At 72.0% G+C, this 18282-nt stretch carries 15 protein-coding genes; 9 read left to right on the top strand and 6 right to left on the bottom strand.

Annotated features, from left to right (window positions below; genetic code table 11):
• Positions 1-196 precede the first annotated feature (196 nt).
• Positions 197-988 carry a hypothetical protein gene (locus AB0L06_RS16105; protein WP_500231760.1) on the top strand — a complete coding sequence of 264 codons (792 nt, stop codon included), beginning with the start codon at positions 197-199 and terminating at the stop codon, positions 986-988.
• Between the two features lie 71 nt (positions 989-1059).
• On the opposite strand, the gene AB0L06_RS16100 is transcribed toward AB0L06_RS16105, so the two are convergent.
• Positions 1060-2787, bottom strand: a complete 1728-nt coding sequence (locus tag AB0L06_RS16100; protein WP_500231759.1) for a bifunctional lysylphosphatidylglycerol flippase/synthetase MprF — start codon at positions 2785-2787, stop codon at positions 1060-1062.
• A 155-nt stretch (positions 2788-2942) separates the two neighbouring features.
• Between AB0L06_RS16100 and AB0L06_RS16095 the strand changes: the two genes are divergently transcribed.
• The 4 genes from AB0L06_RS16095 to AB0L06_RS16080 all read left to right on the top strand — a co-directional run bounded on the left by AB0L06_RS16095 (position 2943) and on the right by AB0L06_RS16080 (position 8110).
• Complete coding sequence (locus tag AB0L06_RS16095) at positions 2943-3239, top strand: Dabb family protein (protein ID WP_500231758.1); 297 nt, start codon at positions 2943-2945, stop codon at positions 3237-3239.
• 219 nt (positions 3240-3458) lie between these two features.
• The gene (locus tag AB0L06_RS16090) at positions 3459-4610 is read left to right on the top strand and encodes a thiolase C-terminal domain-containing protein (RefSeq protein ID WP_500231757.1); all 1152 of its coding nucleotides are present in this window, start codon (positions 3459-3461) and stop codon (positions 4608-4610) included.
• A gap of 72 nt (positions 4611-4682) precedes the next feature.
• On the top strand, positions 4683-5906 hold the full coding sequence (locus tag AB0L06_RS16085; protein ID WP_500231756.1) for a sensor histidine kinase: 1224 nt from the start codon (positions 4683-4685) through the stop codon (positions 5904-5906).
• A 65-nt stretch (positions 5907-5971) separates the two neighbouring features.
• A complete protein-coding gene (locus tag AB0L06_RS16080) occupies positions 5972-8110 on the top strand; it encodes an MMPL family transporter (RefSeq protein ID WP_500231755.1) in 2139 nt (712 codons plus the stop codon).
• A gap of 158 nt (positions 8111-8268) precedes the next feature.
• Here AB0L06_RS16080 and AB0L06_RS16075 read toward each other — a convergent pair whose 3' ends face one another.
• The 3 genes from AB0L06_RS16075 to AB0L06_RS16065 form a co-directional block, all read right to left on the bottom strand.
• Positions 8269-8502, bottom strand: coding sequence for a hypothetical protein (locus AB0L06_RS16075; protein ID WP_500231754.1), 234 nt, complete (start codon positions 8500-8502; stop codon positions 8269-8271).
• A gap of 333 nt (positions 8503-8835) precedes the next feature.
• Positions 8836-9501, bottom strand: a complete 666-nt coding sequence (locus AB0L06_RS16070) for a TetR/AcrR family transcriptional regulator (protein WP_500231753.1) — start codon at positions 9499-9501, stop codon at positions 8836-8838.
• A gap of 167 nt (positions 9502-9668) precedes the next feature.
• Positions 9669-10712: an Rv1352/Rv1906c domain-containing protein gene (locus AB0L06_RS16065; protein ID WP_500231752.1), complete on the bottom strand. Its 1044-nt coding sequence runs from the start codon at positions 10710-10712 to the stop codon at positions 9669-9671.
• 155 nt (positions 10713-10867) lie between these two features.
• On the opposite strand from AB0L06_RS16065, the gene AB0L06_RS16060 reads away from it, so the two are divergent.
• On the top strand, positions 10868-11539 hold the full coding sequence (locus tag AB0L06_RS16060; protein WP_500231751.1) for a hypothetical protein: 672 nt from the start codon (positions 10868-10870) through the stop codon (positions 11537-11539).
• 55 nt (positions 11540-11594) lie between these two features.
• Here AB0L06_RS16060 and AB0L06_RS16055 read toward each other — a convergent pair whose 3' ends face one another.
• The gene (locus tag AB0L06_RS16055) at positions 11595-14114 is read right to left on the bottom strand and encodes a M14 family zinc carboxypeptidase (RefSeq protein ID WP_500231750.1); all 2520 of its coding nucleotides are present in this window, start codon (positions 14112-14114) and stop codon (positions 11595-11597) included.
• A gap of 143 nt (positions 14115-14257) precedes the next feature.
• On the opposite strand from AB0L06_RS16055, the gene AB0L06_RS16050 reads away from it, so the two are divergent.
• Positions 14258-15328 (top strand): zinc-binding dehydrogenase, encoded by a 1071-nt coding sequence (locus AB0L06_RS16050; RefSeq protein ID WP_500231749.1) that lies wholly within the window; start codon positions 14258-14260, stop codon positions 15326-15328.
• Between the two features lie 225 nt (positions 15329-15553).
• Here the strand turns inward: AB0L06_RS16050 and AB0L06_RS16045 are convergent, their stop codons facing one another.
• The gene (locus AB0L06_RS16045) at positions 15554-16213 is read right to left on the bottom strand and encodes a hypothetical protein (protein WP_500231748.1); all 660 of its coding nucleotides are present in this window, start codon (positions 16211-16213) and stop codon (positions 15554-15556) included.
• A 207-nt stretch (positions 16214-16420) separates the two neighbouring features.
• Between AB0L06_RS16045 and AB0L06_RS16040 the strand changes: the two genes are divergently transcribed.
• Both AB0L06_RS16040 and AB0L06_RS16035 read left to right on the top strand, forming a co-directional pair.
• On the top strand, positions 16421-16720 hold the full coding sequence (locus tag AB0L06_RS16040; protein ID WP_500231747.1) for a hypothetical protein: 300 nt from the start codon (positions 16421-16423) through the stop codon (positions 16718-16720).
• Between the two features lie 398 nt (positions 16721-17118).
• Positions 17119-18201, top strand: a complete 1083-nt coding sequence (locus tag AB0L06_RS16035; RefSeq protein WP_500231746.1) for a sugar ABC transporter substrate-binding protein — start codon at positions 17119-17121, stop codon at positions 18199-18201.
• The last annotated feature ends 81 nt before the right edge of the window (positions 18202-18282 follow it).

Below are 18282 nucleotides of genomic sequence, written 5' to 3'. Positions count from 1 at the left end.
GGGTTCGTTCTGTGTGCGCGGTCCGGTTCAAGCAGGTGCCCGCTCGGTCATGGCCATCCGGCGGGCCGCCGGATGGGGCCGAAGGGGTTCGCCGGTCCGAGGATGCGTGAGTGTTATGTAGCTTCTTGTCAACGTCTGTGCTGGTTTGGGCGTTTTATCCCTGGTTTTGACGAAGATCGAAAGAGGAACGGCACTCGTGGGACGCACCACCATCCTGACCGCGGGCGCGGCACTGCTCGCCGCGTCGCTCACCCTGTCCGCCTGTGGCGGTGACGGCGGCAAGGGCGACGGCGCCGCGGCGAAGAGCACCCTGGACGCGGCCACGTCGTCCGCCTCCCCGGCCGGTCCCGACAACTCCGCCAAGCCCCCGGCCGAGCTCGTGAAGGCCGCGCTGGACGGCTTCAAGAACGCCAAGTCCGTGCACATGAAGGGCGAGTTCAAGGACGAGGGGAAGACGATGCGCATCGACTTCCGCCTCGGTGACGGCCAGGCGGACGGCAGCATGCAGGGCGACTTCGGGAAGGGCCCCGCCACCATGAAGCTCCGCACCACGGGCGGCAAGCTCTACATGGGCGCCGACGCGGCCTTCTGGGAGGACTCGGTCGGGGACAAGACGCTCGCGACGATGCTCGGCAGCAAATGGGTCCTGTTCCCGTCGAGCCAGTCCAAGGAGTTCAAGTCCTTCCTCAGCATCAAGCAGTTCGACAAGGAGGTCTTCGCCCCGCTGCGCAAGGCCTTCCCCGGGGCGTCCGGGGGGCTCAAGACGAGCCGCGCGGACGTCGGTGGCACCCCGGCGATCGGCATCACGGGCCCGGATGGGAAGGCGACGGTCTTCGTGGCCGCCAACGGGACGCCGCACCTGCTCCGCATGACCTCGGCCAAGGCCGTCGGCGAGATGCCGGAGGGCACGTTCGAGTTCTCCGAGTACGACGCCCCGCTCCAGGTCGAGGCCCCGGCGGACGCGATCGACATCAGCAAGATCAAGTAGCGCCGCGCGCGTGAGAAGGAGCCCGCTGCCCGGACGACGCGTCCGGGCGGCGAGCTCCTCTCGTCAGCGGGTCAGTGGGTGCGTCCGGGGTGTCCCATCGCGGACGGATCGGCGGCGACGGGCTCGAGCGCGTGGTCGGCGGCCGGGACGTCGCCGACGCGGCCGAACTCCAGGGTGAGCAGCGCGGCGGCGAGCCAGCCGATGTCGGCCCACGAGCGGAACACGATGCTGCGCGGCCGGTAGCCCGGCCGGAACTTGCGGTCGAACAGGTAGAGCGACTCGACCGCGATCCACGGGTCCAGCAGGTGGAGGGCCTGGTAGCCGGCCTTCTCGACCGGACGCCGGTCCTCGGCGTCGAGCAGTTCGCGGAACGCGGCGAAGTTCAGCGACACGACCTCGATCCGCTGCTCCTTCGCCCACTCGGCGATGTCGACGATCAGGCGCTCGTTCAGGCCGTTCGGGGCGTCCGGGAGCCGCCGCATCGCGTCCAGGCTGAGGCCCTGGCCGGCGGAGACGTACCGCTGGAAGGCGATCGGCGCGTCCTGCTCGTCGTAGGCGACGGCGACGACCGCGCCCGGGTGGTAGCCGGTGAGCAGCTCGTCCAGGTTCATGGAGAAGCCGCGCTCTGCCGCGCCGCCGAGCGAGCGGTTCGCGACGTCCAGCAGCTTCCCGCGCAGCTCGTCGCCGATCTCCCGCTCGGAGACGATCTCGGACCTCACGCCGGAGTTGTGGGTGCGCCGCACCGCCTGCCGGACGTTGCGCATCTGCCGTCCGGACAGGGAGAACGTCTCCGGGAACAGCACGACCTCGTCGCCGAACCCGAACGAGCGCAGCCCGCCCCAGGACGACACGAGCTCGGTGCTCGCGCCCAGCACCGCCGGACGCCAGCCGGTCCGGCGGCACAGGTCCAGGAAGGCGTTGATCGCGGCGTCGTGGGCGTCCGGGGCGCCGACCGGGTCGCCGCCCGCGACCGCGACGCCGAACAGCACGCGGTAGCCGATCGCGGCCCGGCCGTCCGGGCTGAACACGTACGCCTTGTCACGGCGCAGGGCGAACGGCGCGAGCGTGTCGGAGCCGGGGTGCGCGACGAGTCCCGCGACGCGGCGGCGCTGGTCCTCGTCACCGGGCGGCGGCGCGGGGTCGGGCGCGAGCAGCGTGACGACCAGCACCAGCAGGCCGACCCCGCCGATCAGCGACAGCGCGCCGGGCAGCCAGGCCTCGCCGCCGGACGGCCCGCCGGTCGCCGACAGCCCGTGCGCGATGTCCGGGCCGACCGAGCTGATCGTCACCCCGCCGAGCACCACGGTCAGGACCGCGGCGAGCACCACCAGGATCGCGCCGATCCGGACGGCCGACCGGATCCGGTCGGGGTGCGGGCGGACGACGAAGGTGTCGCGGCTGACCCACAGCGCGACCGCGGCGGCGGCGAGCAGCGGCAGCCGCCAGTAGGCGTCACCGCCGACCGCGACGGCCGCGAAGCCCATCCCGACCATGACCATGAGGCCGTACCAGGCGGCGCGGCGGCGCAGCAGCGCCCCGCGGGCGACGAAGACCAGGGCGATGGCGAGGACGACCGCGTGCGCGGGGGCCAGCGGGCGTCCGGTGGTGAGCAGGGACAACCGGTCCAACCAGGACGGTGTGCCGTGCACCGCGGGGATGGAGAGCATCGCGCCCACCCCGAGGGTGGCGACGGCGTGCGGCCAGGTCGGCACGGCGTGCATCCCCGGGTGCGTCCCCGCGCGCGCCGGCATGTCGGCTTCCACAGTGTCCTGCGCTGCGTCGTGCCTCGCTGCGTCCACGGAAGACACCTCCGAACGGCTGCAACCACGGTCCGTGGGAACTCATTCCCGCCTGGAAACGTTTATTTGCGGCCTTGGTGGGGCATTGGGCCTCGGTTTCTCTGACGCGGGGACAGGTCACCAGGTTCGGTCCTACCCACCGCTACGGTGCTTCCATGACCGGATTCCGCCACGTGGTGCTGTTCACATGGGTCGAGGGTACGACCACCGCCCAGATCGAGGAGGTCGCCACGCGGCTGCGTGATCTTCCCGGGGTGATCCCCGAGATTCGCGCCTACAGTCTCGGATCGGACGCGGGGGTCAACCCCGGAAGCGCCGACTTCGTGATCGTGGCCGACTTCGCCGACCGCGACGCCTATCTGACTTATCGCGACAATCCGACGCACCGGGCCGTGGTGGACGGCATGAAGCCGCTCATCGCGTCCCGGACCGCCATTCAGTACGAGCTCTGAACGGCGCGGCACGAGCTCTGAACGACGCGGGGCCCTGTGTTCGGTGGCCATGTGCCAGTGTAACCGAGCAAGCGCTTGTGTTATACCGTCCGGGCGGGTTAGGTTCGGCCACGAGGCCCGCCGGGGACGGATCGCGCCCCGTCTCCGGCGGGCGTCCCCGCGGGCGCGCCTCCGTGCCGCGGGACGTTCCCGGACGAACGCGGCGCGGCCGGAGGCCGGATGAGGCAGGGGTTCTCAGGACGCGCGGCGGTGGCGGGGATCGGGATGACCGCGCTGTCCCGCGCGTCCGGCCGGAGTGAGCTGGCGCTCGCCGCCGAGGCCGCGCGCGCCGCGCTCGCGGACGCCGCCGAGGCGACCGGCGGAGCCGCGGGCACGCCCGACGCGATCCTCAGCTACCACCTGAACGACTCCGCGCCCGTCCTCTACCTGGCGCGTGAGCTCGGCATCACCGAGATCGGCTGGCACAACGAGATCTACGGCGGCGGGACGCAGAGCGCGTCGATCCTCGCGGACGCGTCGATGCTCATCGACGCCGGGCTCGCCCGGACGGTCCTGGTGTACCGGGCCCTGAACGGACGCTCGGGCAAGCGGATGAACGCGCTCGGCCTCAAACTCGGCGAAGGCACGGAAGAGCAGTTCACGCACCCGTACGGCATGGCCGGGCCCGTCCACCAGTTCGCCCTGGCCGGACAGCGGTACCTCTACGACACCGGCCTCACCGACCGGCATCTCCACTCGGTCGTGGCCCAGTCTCGCGCGCACGCGGTGCGGAACCCGCGCGCGCTTCAGCGACGCCGCCTCACGCTGTCCGACTACCTGGACAGTCCCATGGTCGCGTCCCCGCTGCGCCGCGTGGACTGCTGCCAGGAGACGGACGGCGCGTGCGCGCTCGTCCTCACCCGCGCCGACCTCGCCCCGGAGTCCCCGCGCGTGCACGCGGTCGTCCGCGGCGGCGGGCCCGGCGCGTCCACGATGGACCGGACGGACGACGTCACCCGCGTCTTCTCGGCGCACGTCGCCGCGCCGCTCTACGAGGCGGCCGGGATGAAACCCGAGCAGATCGACGTCGCGCTGCTCTACGACGCCTACTCCTGGCTCATCCCGCGCCAGCTCGAGGACTTCGGCCTGGTCGGACGCCCCGACCTCGGCGTCATGCTCGCCGCGGGAGAGATCGCGTGGAACGGCCGCCATCCCGTGAACCCGCACGGCGGCCTGCTCTCCGAGGGGTACGTGCACGGCCTCAACAACGTCGCCGAGGCCGTCCGGCAGCTACGCGGAACCGGCACGAACCAGGTCAAGGACGCCGGGGTCGCGCTCTGCACCGGGTTCGGCGGCAGCTACGGCAGCGCCGCCATCCTCACCCGCCCCTGAGCCTCCCCTGAGCCTCCCAAGGCCGCACGGACCGAAGTCGCCGGACGGTCGGTGCGGGGTTACCTTGACGGTGTGACAGGCATCCGGAGGCGCCGCGTGCCGGCGGCCGTCGTGGACGGGATCCTCACGCTGCTGGTCGGCGGGGTCGTCGAGCTGATGGTGTACGTCAGCCAGGATCCGCGCGAACGGCCCGCCATCCCGCGCGACTACGTGATCGGCGCGCTCCTGGCGCTGCCCGTCCTGGTGCACCGGCGGCGGCCCATGGCGGCGCTGCTGCTCGCGAGCTTCCTGCTGACCGCCTACTACACGTCCGGGGCGCCGGGGTTCTCGCCGATCTGGGTGCTGGGCGTCCCGGCGTTCTCCACCGTCGTCGCCGGATACATGCGCTGGACGATCGGGATCACCGCGTTCTTCTTCACCTTCGGCTTCCTCGCGGTGCTCCGCAAGGGCGAGCCGCCCGCGAGCGCGCTCGCCTCGTTCCTCCAGCAGTGGGTGCTGGTCACGGTCGTGATCCTGCTCGCCGAGGTGATCCGCAGCCGCCGCGCGCTCGCCGCCGAGACCCGCGAACGGCTCCGGATGGCGGGCGAGGAGAAGGAGCGCGAGGCCGCCCGGCGCGCCGCCGAGGAACGCCTCCGGATCGCCCGCGACCTGCACGACACCGTCGCGCACGGGATGGCGACCATCACCGTCCAGGCGGGCGCGGCGCTGCGCCGGCTGGCGGGCAGCCCGCCGGACGACCCGGTCCGCGAGGCCGTCGCCGCGATCCGCGCCAGCAGCAAGGAGTCGCTCGCGCAGCTGCGCGCCACGCTCGGCCTGCTCCGCGGGGACGGGAGCGGCCCGCGCGCCCCCGGCCTCGGCCGCCTGCCGAACCTCGTGGACGCGGTGCGCTCGGCGGGCCTGCCGGTCGAGGTCGCGGTGTCCGGGACGGCCGTCCCGCTGGACGCGGCGACCGACGAGGCCGCCTACCGCATCCTGCAGGAGTCGCTCACCAACGTGCTCCGCCACGCGGGGGACGCGGCGACCGCGCGGATCATCATCGACCACACCGGACGGGACGTCCGGGTGGAGGTCGCCGACGACGGCGGTGAGCACGCCGCGGGCGGCGCCCAGGGGTCGGACGCCGACGTCTCCGGGGGCGGCCACGGCCTCACCGGCATGCGCGAACGCGCCGAGGCCGTCGGCGGGACCCTGACCGCCGCCCCCGAGCCGGACGGCGGATTCCGGGTCGTGGCCGTCCTCCCCGCGACCCCCTCCGGGCCGCTGGAGACTCCCGGGGGAGTACTCCGCAGGGAGTAGCCGCGCCGCGAGGTGTCTCCGCACGCCCGACGCGCCGGACCAGGCCGCGGCGGGAACCTCCTGCCATGACCACGAAGACCATCTCCTCCGACGGCGCGGTCGCCCGCCTCGCCCGGCTCTGCTACCGGCGGCGCAGGCTCGCCGTCCTGCTCTGGGTGCTCGGCGCGGTCGCCGTCATGGCGGTCGGTTTCACGCTGTCGGCCGGTGCGGCCAACTCCTTCAAGGGCAGCTCCGGCTCGGCGAAGGCGCAGAAGATCCTCGACTCGCGCTTCCCGCAGGCCAACGGCGACAGCGTCACGCTCGCGATCCAGGCCGACAGGGACGTTCGCGACCCGGCCGTGAAGGCGCGCGTGCAGCCCGCGCTCCAGCGACTCGCCCAGACCCCGCACGTCACCGGCGTCCTCTCGCCCTACCAGGTCCCCGGGCGGATCTCCAAGGACGGGCGGATCGCGTTCGCCACCGCGCAGCTGAACGTCACGTCCGACGCCATGCCCACGGGCGACCTCACCAAGCTGATTTCGGACGTCCGGGGCACCAAGGACGGCGTCCGGCTCGAACTCGGCGGCAGCCCGATCGCCGCGGCCGAGACCCCGGGCGGCGGCCCCACGGAGGGCATCGGCGTCCTGGCCGCCGTGGTCATCCTGCTGATCGCGTTCGGATCCGTGCTGGCCATGGGCCTGCCGATCGTGACCGCGCTGTTCGGCATCGGCACCGCGCTCGCGCTCATCGGGCTGATCGGGCACCTGCTGCCCGCGCCCTCGTTCAGCCCGATCGTCGCCGCCCTCATCGGCCTCGGCGTCGGCATCGACTACGCGCTGTTCATCGTCACCCGCTACCGCGAGGCCCTGCACGACGGCGAGGACCCCGAGAGCGCGACCGTCACCGCCCTGTCCACCGCCGGACGCGCCGTCCTGTTCGCCGGGTCGACCGTCGTCCTGGCCATGCTCGGACTGTTCGTCATGGGCGACCCGCTGCTCGCCGGCGTCGCGGTCGCCGCGTCCACCACGGTCCTGATGACCATGTTCGCCTCCGTCACCCTGCTGCCCGCGCTGCTCGGCTTCACCGGCCGCCACATCGACCGGCTGCGCGTCCCCGGCCTCGGCCGCCGCGCCGGACGCCCCCTCGCCGAGCGCTGGGCGGGCCTGGTCCAGCGGCTTCCCGTTCCGGCCGCGCTGATCGCCGCCGGGCTGCTTCTGGCGCTCGCCGTCCCGGCCCTGTCGATGCGGCTCAGCCTGCCCGACTCGTCCACGCAGCCGCACGCCAACTCCGCGTACGGGGCGCACGAGATCCTGGCGCGCGGCTTCGGCCCCGGCGTCGAGGCTCCGCTCGTGATCGTCGCCGACGGCGGCGACGGGTCCCGGGTCGCGGACGCCGTCCGCGCCACTCCGGGCGTCGAGAGCGTCCAGGCGCCGCGAACCAGCGCCGACGGCACCGCCTCGGTGACCATCGCCTACCCGCGGACCGGCGCCCAGGACGCGGCGACGCAGAAGCTCGTCCACCGGCTGCGCGACACGGTCATCCCGGACGCCACGCGCGGCACCGACCTGGCCGGGAAGGTGTTCGTCGGCGGTCCCAACGCGGGTTCGATCGACTTCGCCGACAACGTCCAGAGCCGCCTGCCCTGGCTGGTCGCGGTCGTCGTCGGGCTGTCGCTGCTGCTGCTCGTCGCGCTCGTCCGCTCGATCGTCATCGCCCTGCAGGCCGCGCTGATGAACCTGCTGTCGATCGGCGCCGCCTACGGCGTGCTCACCGCCGTCGTCCAGTGGGGCTGGGCCGGCAAGCTGCTGGGCTTCCCGGGATCGATGCCGGTCGCGACCTGGGTTCCGATGATCATGTTCCCGATCCTGTTCGGGCTCTCCATGGACTACGAGGTCTTCCTGGTCTCCCGGGTCCGGGAGAACCACGAGCTCGGCATGCCCACCCGGCAGGCCGTCGCCGGGGGCCTGGCCGGCACCGCCCGCGTCATCACCGCCGCCGCCGCCATCATGGTGATGGTCTTCCTGTCCGTCCTGCTCGGCGCGGACGTCGCGGTCAAGCAGGTCGGCCTGGGCATGGGCATCGCGATCCTCATCGACGCCACGGTCGTCCGGATGCTGCTCGTCCCCGCGCTGATGGAGCTGTGCGGCGAGGTCAACTGGTGGGTCCCGAAGTTCCTCCGCCGCCGCTCGGAGGCCGACCGCGCCCCGGTCCCGACGCACTCATGACAGCGCCGGAGGTCGACTCATGACGGCGACGGAGGCGGACTCATGACAGGGCCGGAAACGGCGACGCGCGCCCGCGGGATCCCCGCGGGCGCGCGTCGCCGTTCACGCGGCCTCAGCCTCTCGACCCGTGTGGCGTCGGCCTCTCCATTCGTGTGGCGTCAGCCTCTCGACCGGGCGCTCATGATGGCGTCCCGCAGCTGCTGGAAGGTGTCGGCCTCGACCAGGCGCGGCCCGGAGCGCAACGGGACCATCGCCCACCACGACCCGGTCGCCTGCCCGAACCAGACCCGCACGCCAGGAAACTGCTCCTGGAGCCCGCGCGCCATCGCGTCGCGCAGTTCGGCGGGGGGCGGTTCCTCCCGCCCGGCCCTGTTCCCCGGTGTTCCCGTCATGCCGCCCTCCCCCCGGATGTCTCATCGTCCACAACGACCCCGTTGCTTCGGGTGTGACCCTAACTTGGCAAGGTGTGACGAAAAGCACCGGGCCCCCAGGAGTGCCGGGCCGCCGCGGCCCGATGCCCGTGGGAGCAGCAAGGCTACGGACCCCTCCGGCGAAGACGAGTCATTTTCACGGAATTCACCCTTCCGGCCATCGTCGCGAGCCCGTTTCGGACGGCGCTCACGTCACCCTCGGGGGAGGGGCGGGGACGCGAAAGCCCGCCCCGGGCGGCTCGGCGCGCGGAGCGGGCTCGTGGAGAACCGTCGTCGGACGTGGTCAGTGCGCGGTCAGTGCGTGTTGATCCCGTCGAACATGACCTTCAGGTAGTGGTCGGCGAGACCCTGCGCGTCGAGGCGTCCGCCCGGCTTGAACCAGCGGACCGCGACCCAGACGGTGTCGCGGATCATCCGGTAGGTCAGCTTGGGGTCGACGTCGGGGCGGAACAGCTCCTGCTCCTGGCCGGCCTTGATGGTGTCCACCCACATCTTCTCCACCTCGTCCTCGGACTTGGTGAGGTAGGCGAACCGCTCCATCCCTTTGAGGTAGTTCCAGTCGTTCTGCATGACCGTGATCGCGGCGCGGTGCGGCTCCAGGGTGCCGAACGCGATGCGGACCAGGCCCGCGATGGTCGTCCGCGGGTCCTCGCCCCGGTCGATGACCTCCCGGTACCGGGTCATGATCTCTTCGAAGAACCCGGACAGGATCTCGTCCACGATCGACTCCTTGGAGTCGAAGTGGTGGTAGAGGCTGCCGGAGAGGATGCCGGCCTCGTCGGCGATGTTGCGCACCGTCGTGGCCTGGAAGCCCTTCTCGGCGAACAGCTCGGCGGCGAGCTTCACCAGGTGCTCGCGGCGCTCCGACGCGGCGGCCGACGAGCCCCTGCCGCGCCGTCGTCCGGCGGGCTCCCCGCCGCCTGGTTTCGGTCGTCCGGAATTAGTGCTCGTGGTCGTCACGCTCTCATTATGCCGCTTCTGCCCAACCGCTTGCTCAAATCCGCCGCGCCCCCCTTCCGGAGGTGGGGATCCAGCGCTTGTTCCGCCCTCCGGACGCAGGTGGCGAGCCCCGGCACCACCTTGATCACCGGATGCGCCGACCCGTCCGAACGGCCTGTCCCAAACGGTCACTCGTCCGGCATGGACTCCTTCAGGCGTTCACGCAGGACGGCCAGGAGGTCGTCGCTGCGCTCGGTCAGGCGCTCGATCTCCGGGAGGGCCATGTCGTCCCGGACGGTCTCGGCGACCAGTTCGTCGTACTCGTGCGCGCGCCCGGTGATGTTGTCCAACCGACGCTGGGCGCGCAGGGCCTCGTCGGCGGCGCGGACGTGCTCGGCGTAACGTTCCAGGGCCTCGATGCGGCGGGTCACGGCGGTCACCGAGCGGTCCAGCTTCTCCCGCAGCGGACGCAGCGCCGCCTCCAGCTCGGGCAGGTCGTCGCCGTCCGGCTCGTCCGCGCGCAGGCGCGACTGACGGGCCAGGGCGTGCGCGATCTCCCACTCCTCGCGTGGCAGGATCACCGCGTTCTCGGCGCTTTCGAGCAGACCTTCCTGGTTGACGTCGCTCTCCCGGACGGCGTCCACGGCCGTCTGCGTGCGCGCGAGCAAGGGGCGCGCCTCCTCGTCCAGGTCGTCCGCCACGACGAAGCGGTCGCGGCGTTTGTCCAGCTCGTGCGCGCGCGTCAGGTCGAGGAAGACCGTCGGCGCGCCGATCGCGACCAGGGCCGCCAGCATCGTCATGCCCAGCAGCCACATCGACCCGAACATCGGCAGCCCGGCGAAGCCCGCCCCCAGCACGGAGAACGGTGCGAGGGCCACAAGCGGACGACGCCGCCGGACGAGCGGGTCGAGTTCGGCGCGCAGCGTCGGGTCGGCCACCGGACGGAGCTCGGTGATCCTCGTGGACGGCCCGGACGACGTCACGTCCGAGACCCGCCTCCAGTACGTGCGCACATGGGTCTCGAACGCGAAGTCGGTGGCGGGGATCTCGATTTCGGCGGGCCCGGGGGGAAGGGGCCATGAGCCCACGGGGTCGCTGCCGCCCGGACCGGTGAAGCGCACCCACCAGCCGCCCTTGCCGTCATCGCACCGGTAGCGGCCGGGCGCGATGTCGATCCCGACGAAGAATGTCCCGATGCCCGGAATGGACTCGTTCCAGGTTCGACTGGCCACGGCGACCTCCGACCCGCTCGCGCCGCTCGGCTCCCTCTCCGGTCGCTCCGCGCGCCACGTCCCCTGCGGCGTCGAAGCGATATGTGTGCCGTACCCCGATGCGTGTCGGTGAAGTCGCGTCCGGGGCAGGAGATTGGAACTGGAATACTCCAGGCGTGCGACCCGACTACGACCCGCTTGACGATCCGCCCTGGGCGATGCAACTGGTGGTCCGTGTGGAGAAGGCCGATCCACCGAGCCATGACGCCGTCTGTGCCGCGGCCGCGACGGCTGTGGTGCGCCTGCTCACCGACCCGCGCGCGTACGAGCCCGAGGGCGAGTGGCACGCCTGCGTCCAAGGCTGGGAGTCGCGGCGCATCCGCAAGGTGGCCCGGCGTGCGCGCGGTGTGCGCTGGCCTGAGGTCCAGGAGCTTCCGGGCATCACGGCCGAGGCTTATGGCGCGGAGGTGCGCGTGTTCCCGCCAGGCCCGATGGACGAGGTCCCCTCGCAGATCACCAAGCTCCAGGTGGCCGGCCTGGACCTGCCGCTCGCCGAGAAGCCCCTTCCGCCGCCGGACGGCCCGCACGCCGAGATCGCGCTGAACCCGGACTTCACGATGACCACCGGTAAGGCGGCGGCCCAGTGCGGGCACGCCGCCCACCTGCTGCTGAGGCAGTTGGGCGCGCGCGACCGGAAACGCTGGCTCGAGAACGGCCTGCGCGTGCATCTGGCACGGGACGTCCCCTGGCGCGAATGTGTGGACCGTGCCACCGTGGCCGTGCGCGACGGCGGTTTCACCGAGGTGCCGCCCGGCACCATGACCGCCATCGCCTGGATCGCCGACTGACGGCCCACGCCCCTGGGACGGCCCTGAACAGGGGGCCGTCCCAGGGGCGTGCGCGTCAGGGAAGGACCAGCGCCACCGGGGTGATGCCCGCTTGGCGCACGAGGGACGGCAGGCGCCCCGCGAACGGGTGGTGGTCGGTCGGAAGGCCACCGGGGTTGTCGATCACGTAGTGGACGACGTCGCCGGAACGCCGCTCCACATAGTGCGCGCCCACCGAACGCAGGATCGCCGCCGTCCGGCCGGCGTCACCCACCTTGACCGACACGCGGATCGGGGATTCGACCTGGAGCGGGGCGTTCGCCACCGCGCGCGGACGAGCCGACGCCAATCCGGACACCCCTGCCTTCGGGTCAGGCCCGAGCAAAGCGTTGTAGAGCAGCTTCGCCGTGCCATCGCTGAAGGCCCGGAAGTTGGGTTCGCCGCCGAACAGGACCGTCCGGCCCTTGCCCAGAGGCTCGTCCGTTGCGGCGGCGGTCCCGCCGAGCTCGGCCGCGCCGTGCTCATAGCCTGAGACGAACCAGTCCGCCGAGGACGTGTCCGGGTAGCCGACCGCGACCTTCGCCGGGTCGCTCTGCCGCATCACCGGGTCGTAGGCGTAGAACTGCCAGGCCGTGTCGCCGACCCCGCGCGCGAGCGGGCTGCGGCCGTCCACCTTCACCCGGAACAGCGAGCCCGGGACGTCCGACGTCGGGTCGGTGAAGGTGTCGGTCGTGATGCCCAGGCGCGCGGCGAGCTGCGCTCCGCCCTGCCAGCCGACGTACCGGCCGCCGTTCTGGACGAAGGCCGTGAGGGCGGTTCGTCCGGCGTCGCCGAGGGCCTTGTCGGCGGCCTCCGCCGGGCCGTCCGGGGCGACCAGCACCCGCACGCCCCCGAGCTTCCCGGACGCCACGTCCGCCGGGCTGAGCAGCGTGTAGGGCAGCTTCCACTCACGGTCGAACCGGGACCGCAGCCAGCCCGTGGACTGCCGCGCGCCGGACGACGTCGCCGACAGCTGCAGAATCCCGATCTTCGGTGCGTTTCCGGAATGCCCCGGTGTCTCCGCGGGCAGCGGCGGCACCGGCTCGGTGACCGGACGGAGCAGGGCCCCGGACGATCCGCCCGCGACGTTCTGCAGCAGCGGCATCGACCACGCCGTCACGTCGTAGAAGTACGGGAACGGGGTATATGAATCCTCGTTCAGCATGGCCTGGATCCAGTGCTTCTGGCCCTGCGCCATGCTGATCGAGTACGTCCCGGCGGGCAGTGTCGCCGCCGTTTCGGCCCGTCCGTAGGGCTTGAAGTCGGGCACGGTCAACGGCCGGACGAGCCGGTCCACCCGCACGCCCATCCGCTGCAGCCGGCGCACGATCGTCCGGACCTCGGGCCCCTTCGCAGGATCGTCCGCACGCAGGAAGTACGTCCGGACGAGCCGGTCCGGGACCTGCCGGTCGATCTGGTTCGGCGGGTTGTAGATCTGGTTCGGCTCCAGCCTCCCCGCGACGCCCTGCTGGTAGGCGTCCACGGCCATCTGGTGCCCTTCGGTCAGGATCCGCTGCCGGTTCCGCGCGGCCTGCGACAGCGACACCCACTGGGTCAGGTAGTGCTCTTTCACCCGTTCGGGGTAGGGGCTCTCGTCGCCCTTCTCCAGCGTCATCCCGGCGGCGAGGAAACCGGAGATCGGGACCGTGTCGCCGTACCCCTGGTAGAAGAGGTCGTAGGTGTCGCGGTTGAAGTAGTCGATGCCCTGCCGCGTGAACTCGGCCGCCATCGACGCGCCGTAGATGTCGTTGATCCAGCCGATCGCCTGCTCGGGCGTCTCGTGGTAGATCGGGTCGGCGTTCGGCGGGAAGAAGAACGACGTCCCGCCCATCTCGTGCGCGTCGATGTACAGCGCCGGCGGGTACTGGTTCAGCATCGAGAGCTTGCCGTCGACCTCGGGCTGCGTGCGCGCGAACCAGTCGCGGTTCATGTCGAAGCCGTAGGCGTTCTGGCGCGTGTTCAGCGTCCGGCCGTCCGGGTTCTGCGTGGGCAGGACGATCACGAGCGCGTTGTCGAGGATCGTCCGCGCGGCGCAGTCGGTGCGGTCGCCGAGGTCGCGCAGCACCTTCAGCGCCGCGTCGGTGCCGCTGGGCTCGTCGCCGTGCACGTTGGCGCTGACCCACAGGATCGGGACGCCGCGCTTTGCGAGCTGTTCGGCGAGCTTCGCGGGCGTGTGCGGGTCGCGCAGCGTCGCCGCCTCCCCGCGCACGCGCGCGAGCCCGGCGCGGGTGAGCAGTTCGGGACGTCCGACGATGGCGTACTTCAGCGGACGGCCCTGGGCGGTCGTGGCGAGCGTCCCGGAGACGACGCGCTCGCTGGACGCGGCGACGGCGTCCAGGTAGCGGTCCGACTCGGCGGCGGTCGCCTCGCGGTCGCCCAGCTCGATGCCGAGGACCTGCTTCGGGGACGGGACCTTCCCCCGGTACACGGGCGTCGTCCGGGTGGGGTCACAGGAGGGGGACGAGGGCGGTGCGGCGGAGGCGGACGTCGCCGCCGCGGTCGGCGTCGCGAGCGACGCGGCCGCGATGAGCGACACCGCCAGGCGTGAGGCTCTCATGCCTTCGGAACGTGACATATGTCCGGTAACGCACCAATGGCAACTTCTGCCAAGATCCGCCGCCCGGCAGGGCTACCGCGCCGGGCGCGAACGTGGTTCGGTTCGGTGAGCGACATTCCGCCACCGAATACTGGGAGGATCCGATGCGCGCCGCGCTGACGACCAAGGACAACACCCTCACCGTCACCGACGTCCCGGACCCGGTGCCCCTCGACGGGCAGCTCCTGGTGCGGACGCTCGCCTGCGGCATCTGCGGTTCCGACCTGCACGCCCTCGCCGATCCCGAGGGCTTCATGGAGACCACCCGCCGCTCCGGCGGCACGCCCCACGACCCGCGTGAGGGCCTCGTCTTCGGACACGAGTTCGCCGCCGAGATCGTGGCCCACGGCCCCGGCACCGAGCGCACCCTGCCCGTCGGGACGGTCGTCTGCGGCCCGCCCATCGCCCTCGGACCGCAGGGCGCCGGCATCGTCGGCTACGCGCCCATGTTCCCCGGCGGCTACGGCGAGTACATGATCCTCAACGAGGGCCTGGCGATGCCCGTCCCGGACGGCCTGGACCCGAGGGTCGCCGCGATCACCGAGCCGTTCTCGGTCGGCGCCCGCGCCGTCCGGCGCAGCGGCATCGAATCGGGCGACGTCGCGGTCGTGCTCGGCCTCGGCCCGATCGGCCTCGGCGTCGTCGCCCAGCTCAAGGCGCGCGGACACGGCCCCGTGATCGCCGTGGACTTCTCCCCGCGCCGCCGCGCCCTCGCCGAGGCCCTGGGCGCGGACGAGGTGATCGACCCCGCCGTCGCGTCCCCGCACACCCGCTGGGCCGAACTCGGCGTCCCGGTCAGCACCGTCGACCGCATCGCCGCCGAGCTCTTCGGGACCACCGCGCCCGGCGCCGTCGTCTTCGAGTGCGTCGGCGTCCCCGGAATCCTCCAGCAGGTCATCGACGGCGCCCCCGCCGGCGCCACGGTCATGCTCGTCGGCGTCTGCATGCAACCCGACACCGTCGAACCCGGCGTCGCCGCGTCCAAGGAGATCACCGTCCGCGGCACCTTCGGTGCGATGCCCGACGAATACCGCGCCACCCTCCACGACATCGCCGCCGGCCGCATCGACGCGGGCTCCATCATCACCGGCGAGGTAGGCCTCTCCGGCGTCGCCCAGGCCTTCACCGACCTGGCCAACCCGGAACAACACGCCAAAATCATCGTCCGCCCCTGACCCATCCCCGCACGACCCGGCACCCGCCCCCTCACACCCACGTCGCGCCCCATTCCTGACCCGGTCTGTGTGACGTGGCGGTCGCGGCGTCACGCCCGTGTCACGCCCCCGGGTGGTCGGGGCCGCGTGTTCGGCGTCGGTCGTTCCTTTTTGCGGACGGGCAGAAAAACGCCGTGCACTGGGCGCCGTCAAGGCGCTCGGTGCACGGCTGGGTTCCTGGTTCTGTCAGCGGGCTGGGGGCGCGGGGCGGGGGATGCGGTTCAGCGCCGCCAGTGCCAGCTCCTGCGTGCGCGTGAGGGCTCCGCCGTCGGCGGAGCCGCCCGAGCCGCTGTTGAGGCGGGCCTTGACGCCGAGGCCGTAGGAGACGAACAGCAGGATGCCGAACAGGAGCAGGTAGGCGACGTGCTCGGCGAGGCCGCCCCACTTACCGCGCAGGACGTCCAGGACGGCGAGGACGCCGAAGCCCGCCATCCAGCCCGCGAGCGGCGGGAGGAACCACACGTCGCGGCGGCGCAGCAGCCCGGCGATGGTGAGCACGACGAGCAGCAGCTCCAGCCCCTTCACCCCGGCGAGGACGGTGCCCGCGACGCCGGAGTCGAGGTAGGACGCGACCTGGTCGCGCCGGTCGCTCCAGGAAAGGGCCGCCGCGACCGCGCCGGCCAGGCCGTAGGCGATCAGGAAGACGCCGACCGGGTAGTGCAGCCGGTGCCAGTGCGCGGACGCGCCCTTCGGCTTCGGCGGCGTCACCGGGCCGGGACCGGACGCGGACACGGCCGCCTGCCCGGCCCCCGGCGGAGGTCCGGACTCGAACGGGGCGTCACCGGGCCTTTGTGGGAGCGGGTAGTCCGGCCTCGTCAGCCGCCAGTCCGGATTAGCCCCACTCATGCCGGTTTCCCGCCTTCCTCGCATCTGCCACGCGCACGATATCCCGATTATCAGACACATGATCGGGCACATCGGTTCGCGCGCACCGGTCACGACATGCCGCGCGATCGAACACGGGCGCGTCACGGCCGCCGGTGCGTGCGCCCCGGGCGGCGGCGTGCCAGTCTGGCGCTCGTCGGGCCACGCGACTCCACGGGGGAAACGAGGATGACGCCTGACGACTCGGGAACCGCCGCGCTGGTCAAGACGCGGATCGAATATCTGGAGGAGCTCGGCGACGAGCTGGTCAAGCGTGGGTTGCGGGTGCGGCTCACCATGGCGCAGGAGCAGTCGCCCAGCCTGCACGTGACGAACCCGGACGCGTCCGTCCTGACGGAGAACATCCTGGCCGGGGAGGACGCGGACGGCTGGTGGTACCGGTGGTCCTGGGGCGAGCGCCTCGCCCCGGCCGGTTCGGTCGCGGACGCGGCCGACCTCGTCCAGCGCGTCCTCGCCGCGCTGGACTGAACGCGCACGGGCCAAGCCCACCGCACGCGCACGAGAGCCGCCGAGCGCGACGGCCATGCCGACCCGCATGGCCGTCCGCGCCCGCCCGCCCGTGCCGCCGGATCCCGGCTTATGTTGGGGCGGCGAACTATTTCGCGATCTTGATGGGGTGGCGGGGGCGTCGGAGTCCGTCCTGGCAGGGGCCGCTTCATCCGCGCTGAGCTGGCGTTACTTGATTGTTACTGCTCACAACAAATTCACCCGGCCCCGGGGGTGGCATTACCGTCGAACCCGACATAAGTTGCGGGGCACAACATTTCGCGCGACGGCGGGGGGAGCCCCGGACAACCGTCCGCGCGCATCCCACCCCCGAATACCGGCCGCAGCGACGCGGCCGCCCCCAGAAAGGACCCGGGCACATGCGCAAGGGGATCATCGGCCTCGCGGCGTTCACCGCCGCGGCGGCCCTCACCCTCACCGCCTGCGGGGACGACAAGAAGGACGGCGCGTCCGGCGGCGACGCCGCGGCCAAGGGCAAGATCGGCGTGATCCTGCCCGACACCAAGTCCTCGGTCCGGTACGAGAGCTTCGACCGCCCGTTCCTGGAGCAGTCGTTCAAGGCCGCCGGAGTCAAGTACGACATCCAGAACGCCGAGGGCTCCACCCAGCGGTTCCAGACCATCGCCGACCAGATGATCACCGGCGGCGTGACCGTGCTGATCGTGGACGGCCTGGACTCCAACTCGGCCGCCGCCGTGCAGCGCAAGGCGCAGCAGCAGGGCGTCAAGACCATCGACTACGACCGCCTCACCCTCGGCGGCGTGTCCGACTACTACGTCTCCTTCGACAACGTGAAGGTCGGCGAGGAGCTCGGCAAGGGCCTGCAGAAGTGCCTGGGGGACAAGCAGGCCAACATCGCCTACCTGAACGGCGCGCCGACCGACAACAACGCGACCCTGTTCGCGCAGGGCGCGCACAGCGTCCTGGACAAGGTCGCCACCTACAAGAAGGTCGCCGAGCAGGCCGTCCCGGACTGGGACAACCAGAAGGCCGCCACGATCTTCGAGCAGATGCTGACCCAGCAGGGCGGCAAGATCGACGGCGTGCTCGCCGCCAACGACGGCGTCGGCAACGCCGCCATCTCGATCCTGAAGAAGAACTCGCAGGCCGGCAAGGTCCCGGTGACCGGCCAGGACGCGACGGTGCAGGGCCTCCAGAACATCCTGGACGGCACCCAGTGCATGACGGTCTACAAGCCGGTGAAGCAGGAGGCCGACGCGGTCGCCAAGCTCGCCATCGACGTCATGAAGGGCCAGAAGGGCGAGACCAACGGCACCACGAACGACGCGCAGGGCAAGCGCGACGTCCCCTCGGTGCTGCTGACCCCGATCGGCATCTCCAAGGACAACGTCAAGCAGGTCGTGACCGACGGCTTCGTCAAGAAGGACGAGCTGTGCAAGGGCGCCTACGCGGCCAAGTGCACGGCCGCCGGCATCCAGTGACGACCGACCGCTGAGCGGCACCGGCACGCGCCCGGCCCGCGGATCCGCCACGCGGCGGGCCCCGGGCCGGGCGCGCCGGAG

Source organism: Spirillospora sp. NPDC052269, from assembly GCF_040679435.1.
In the GTDB taxonomy this organism is placed as follows: Bacteria; Actinomycetota; Actinomycetes; order Streptosporangiales; family Streptosporangiaceae; genus Spirillospora.
Note: the sequence above shows the minus strand (reverse complement) of the source record. Positions and strands in the feature narration are given on the sequence as shown.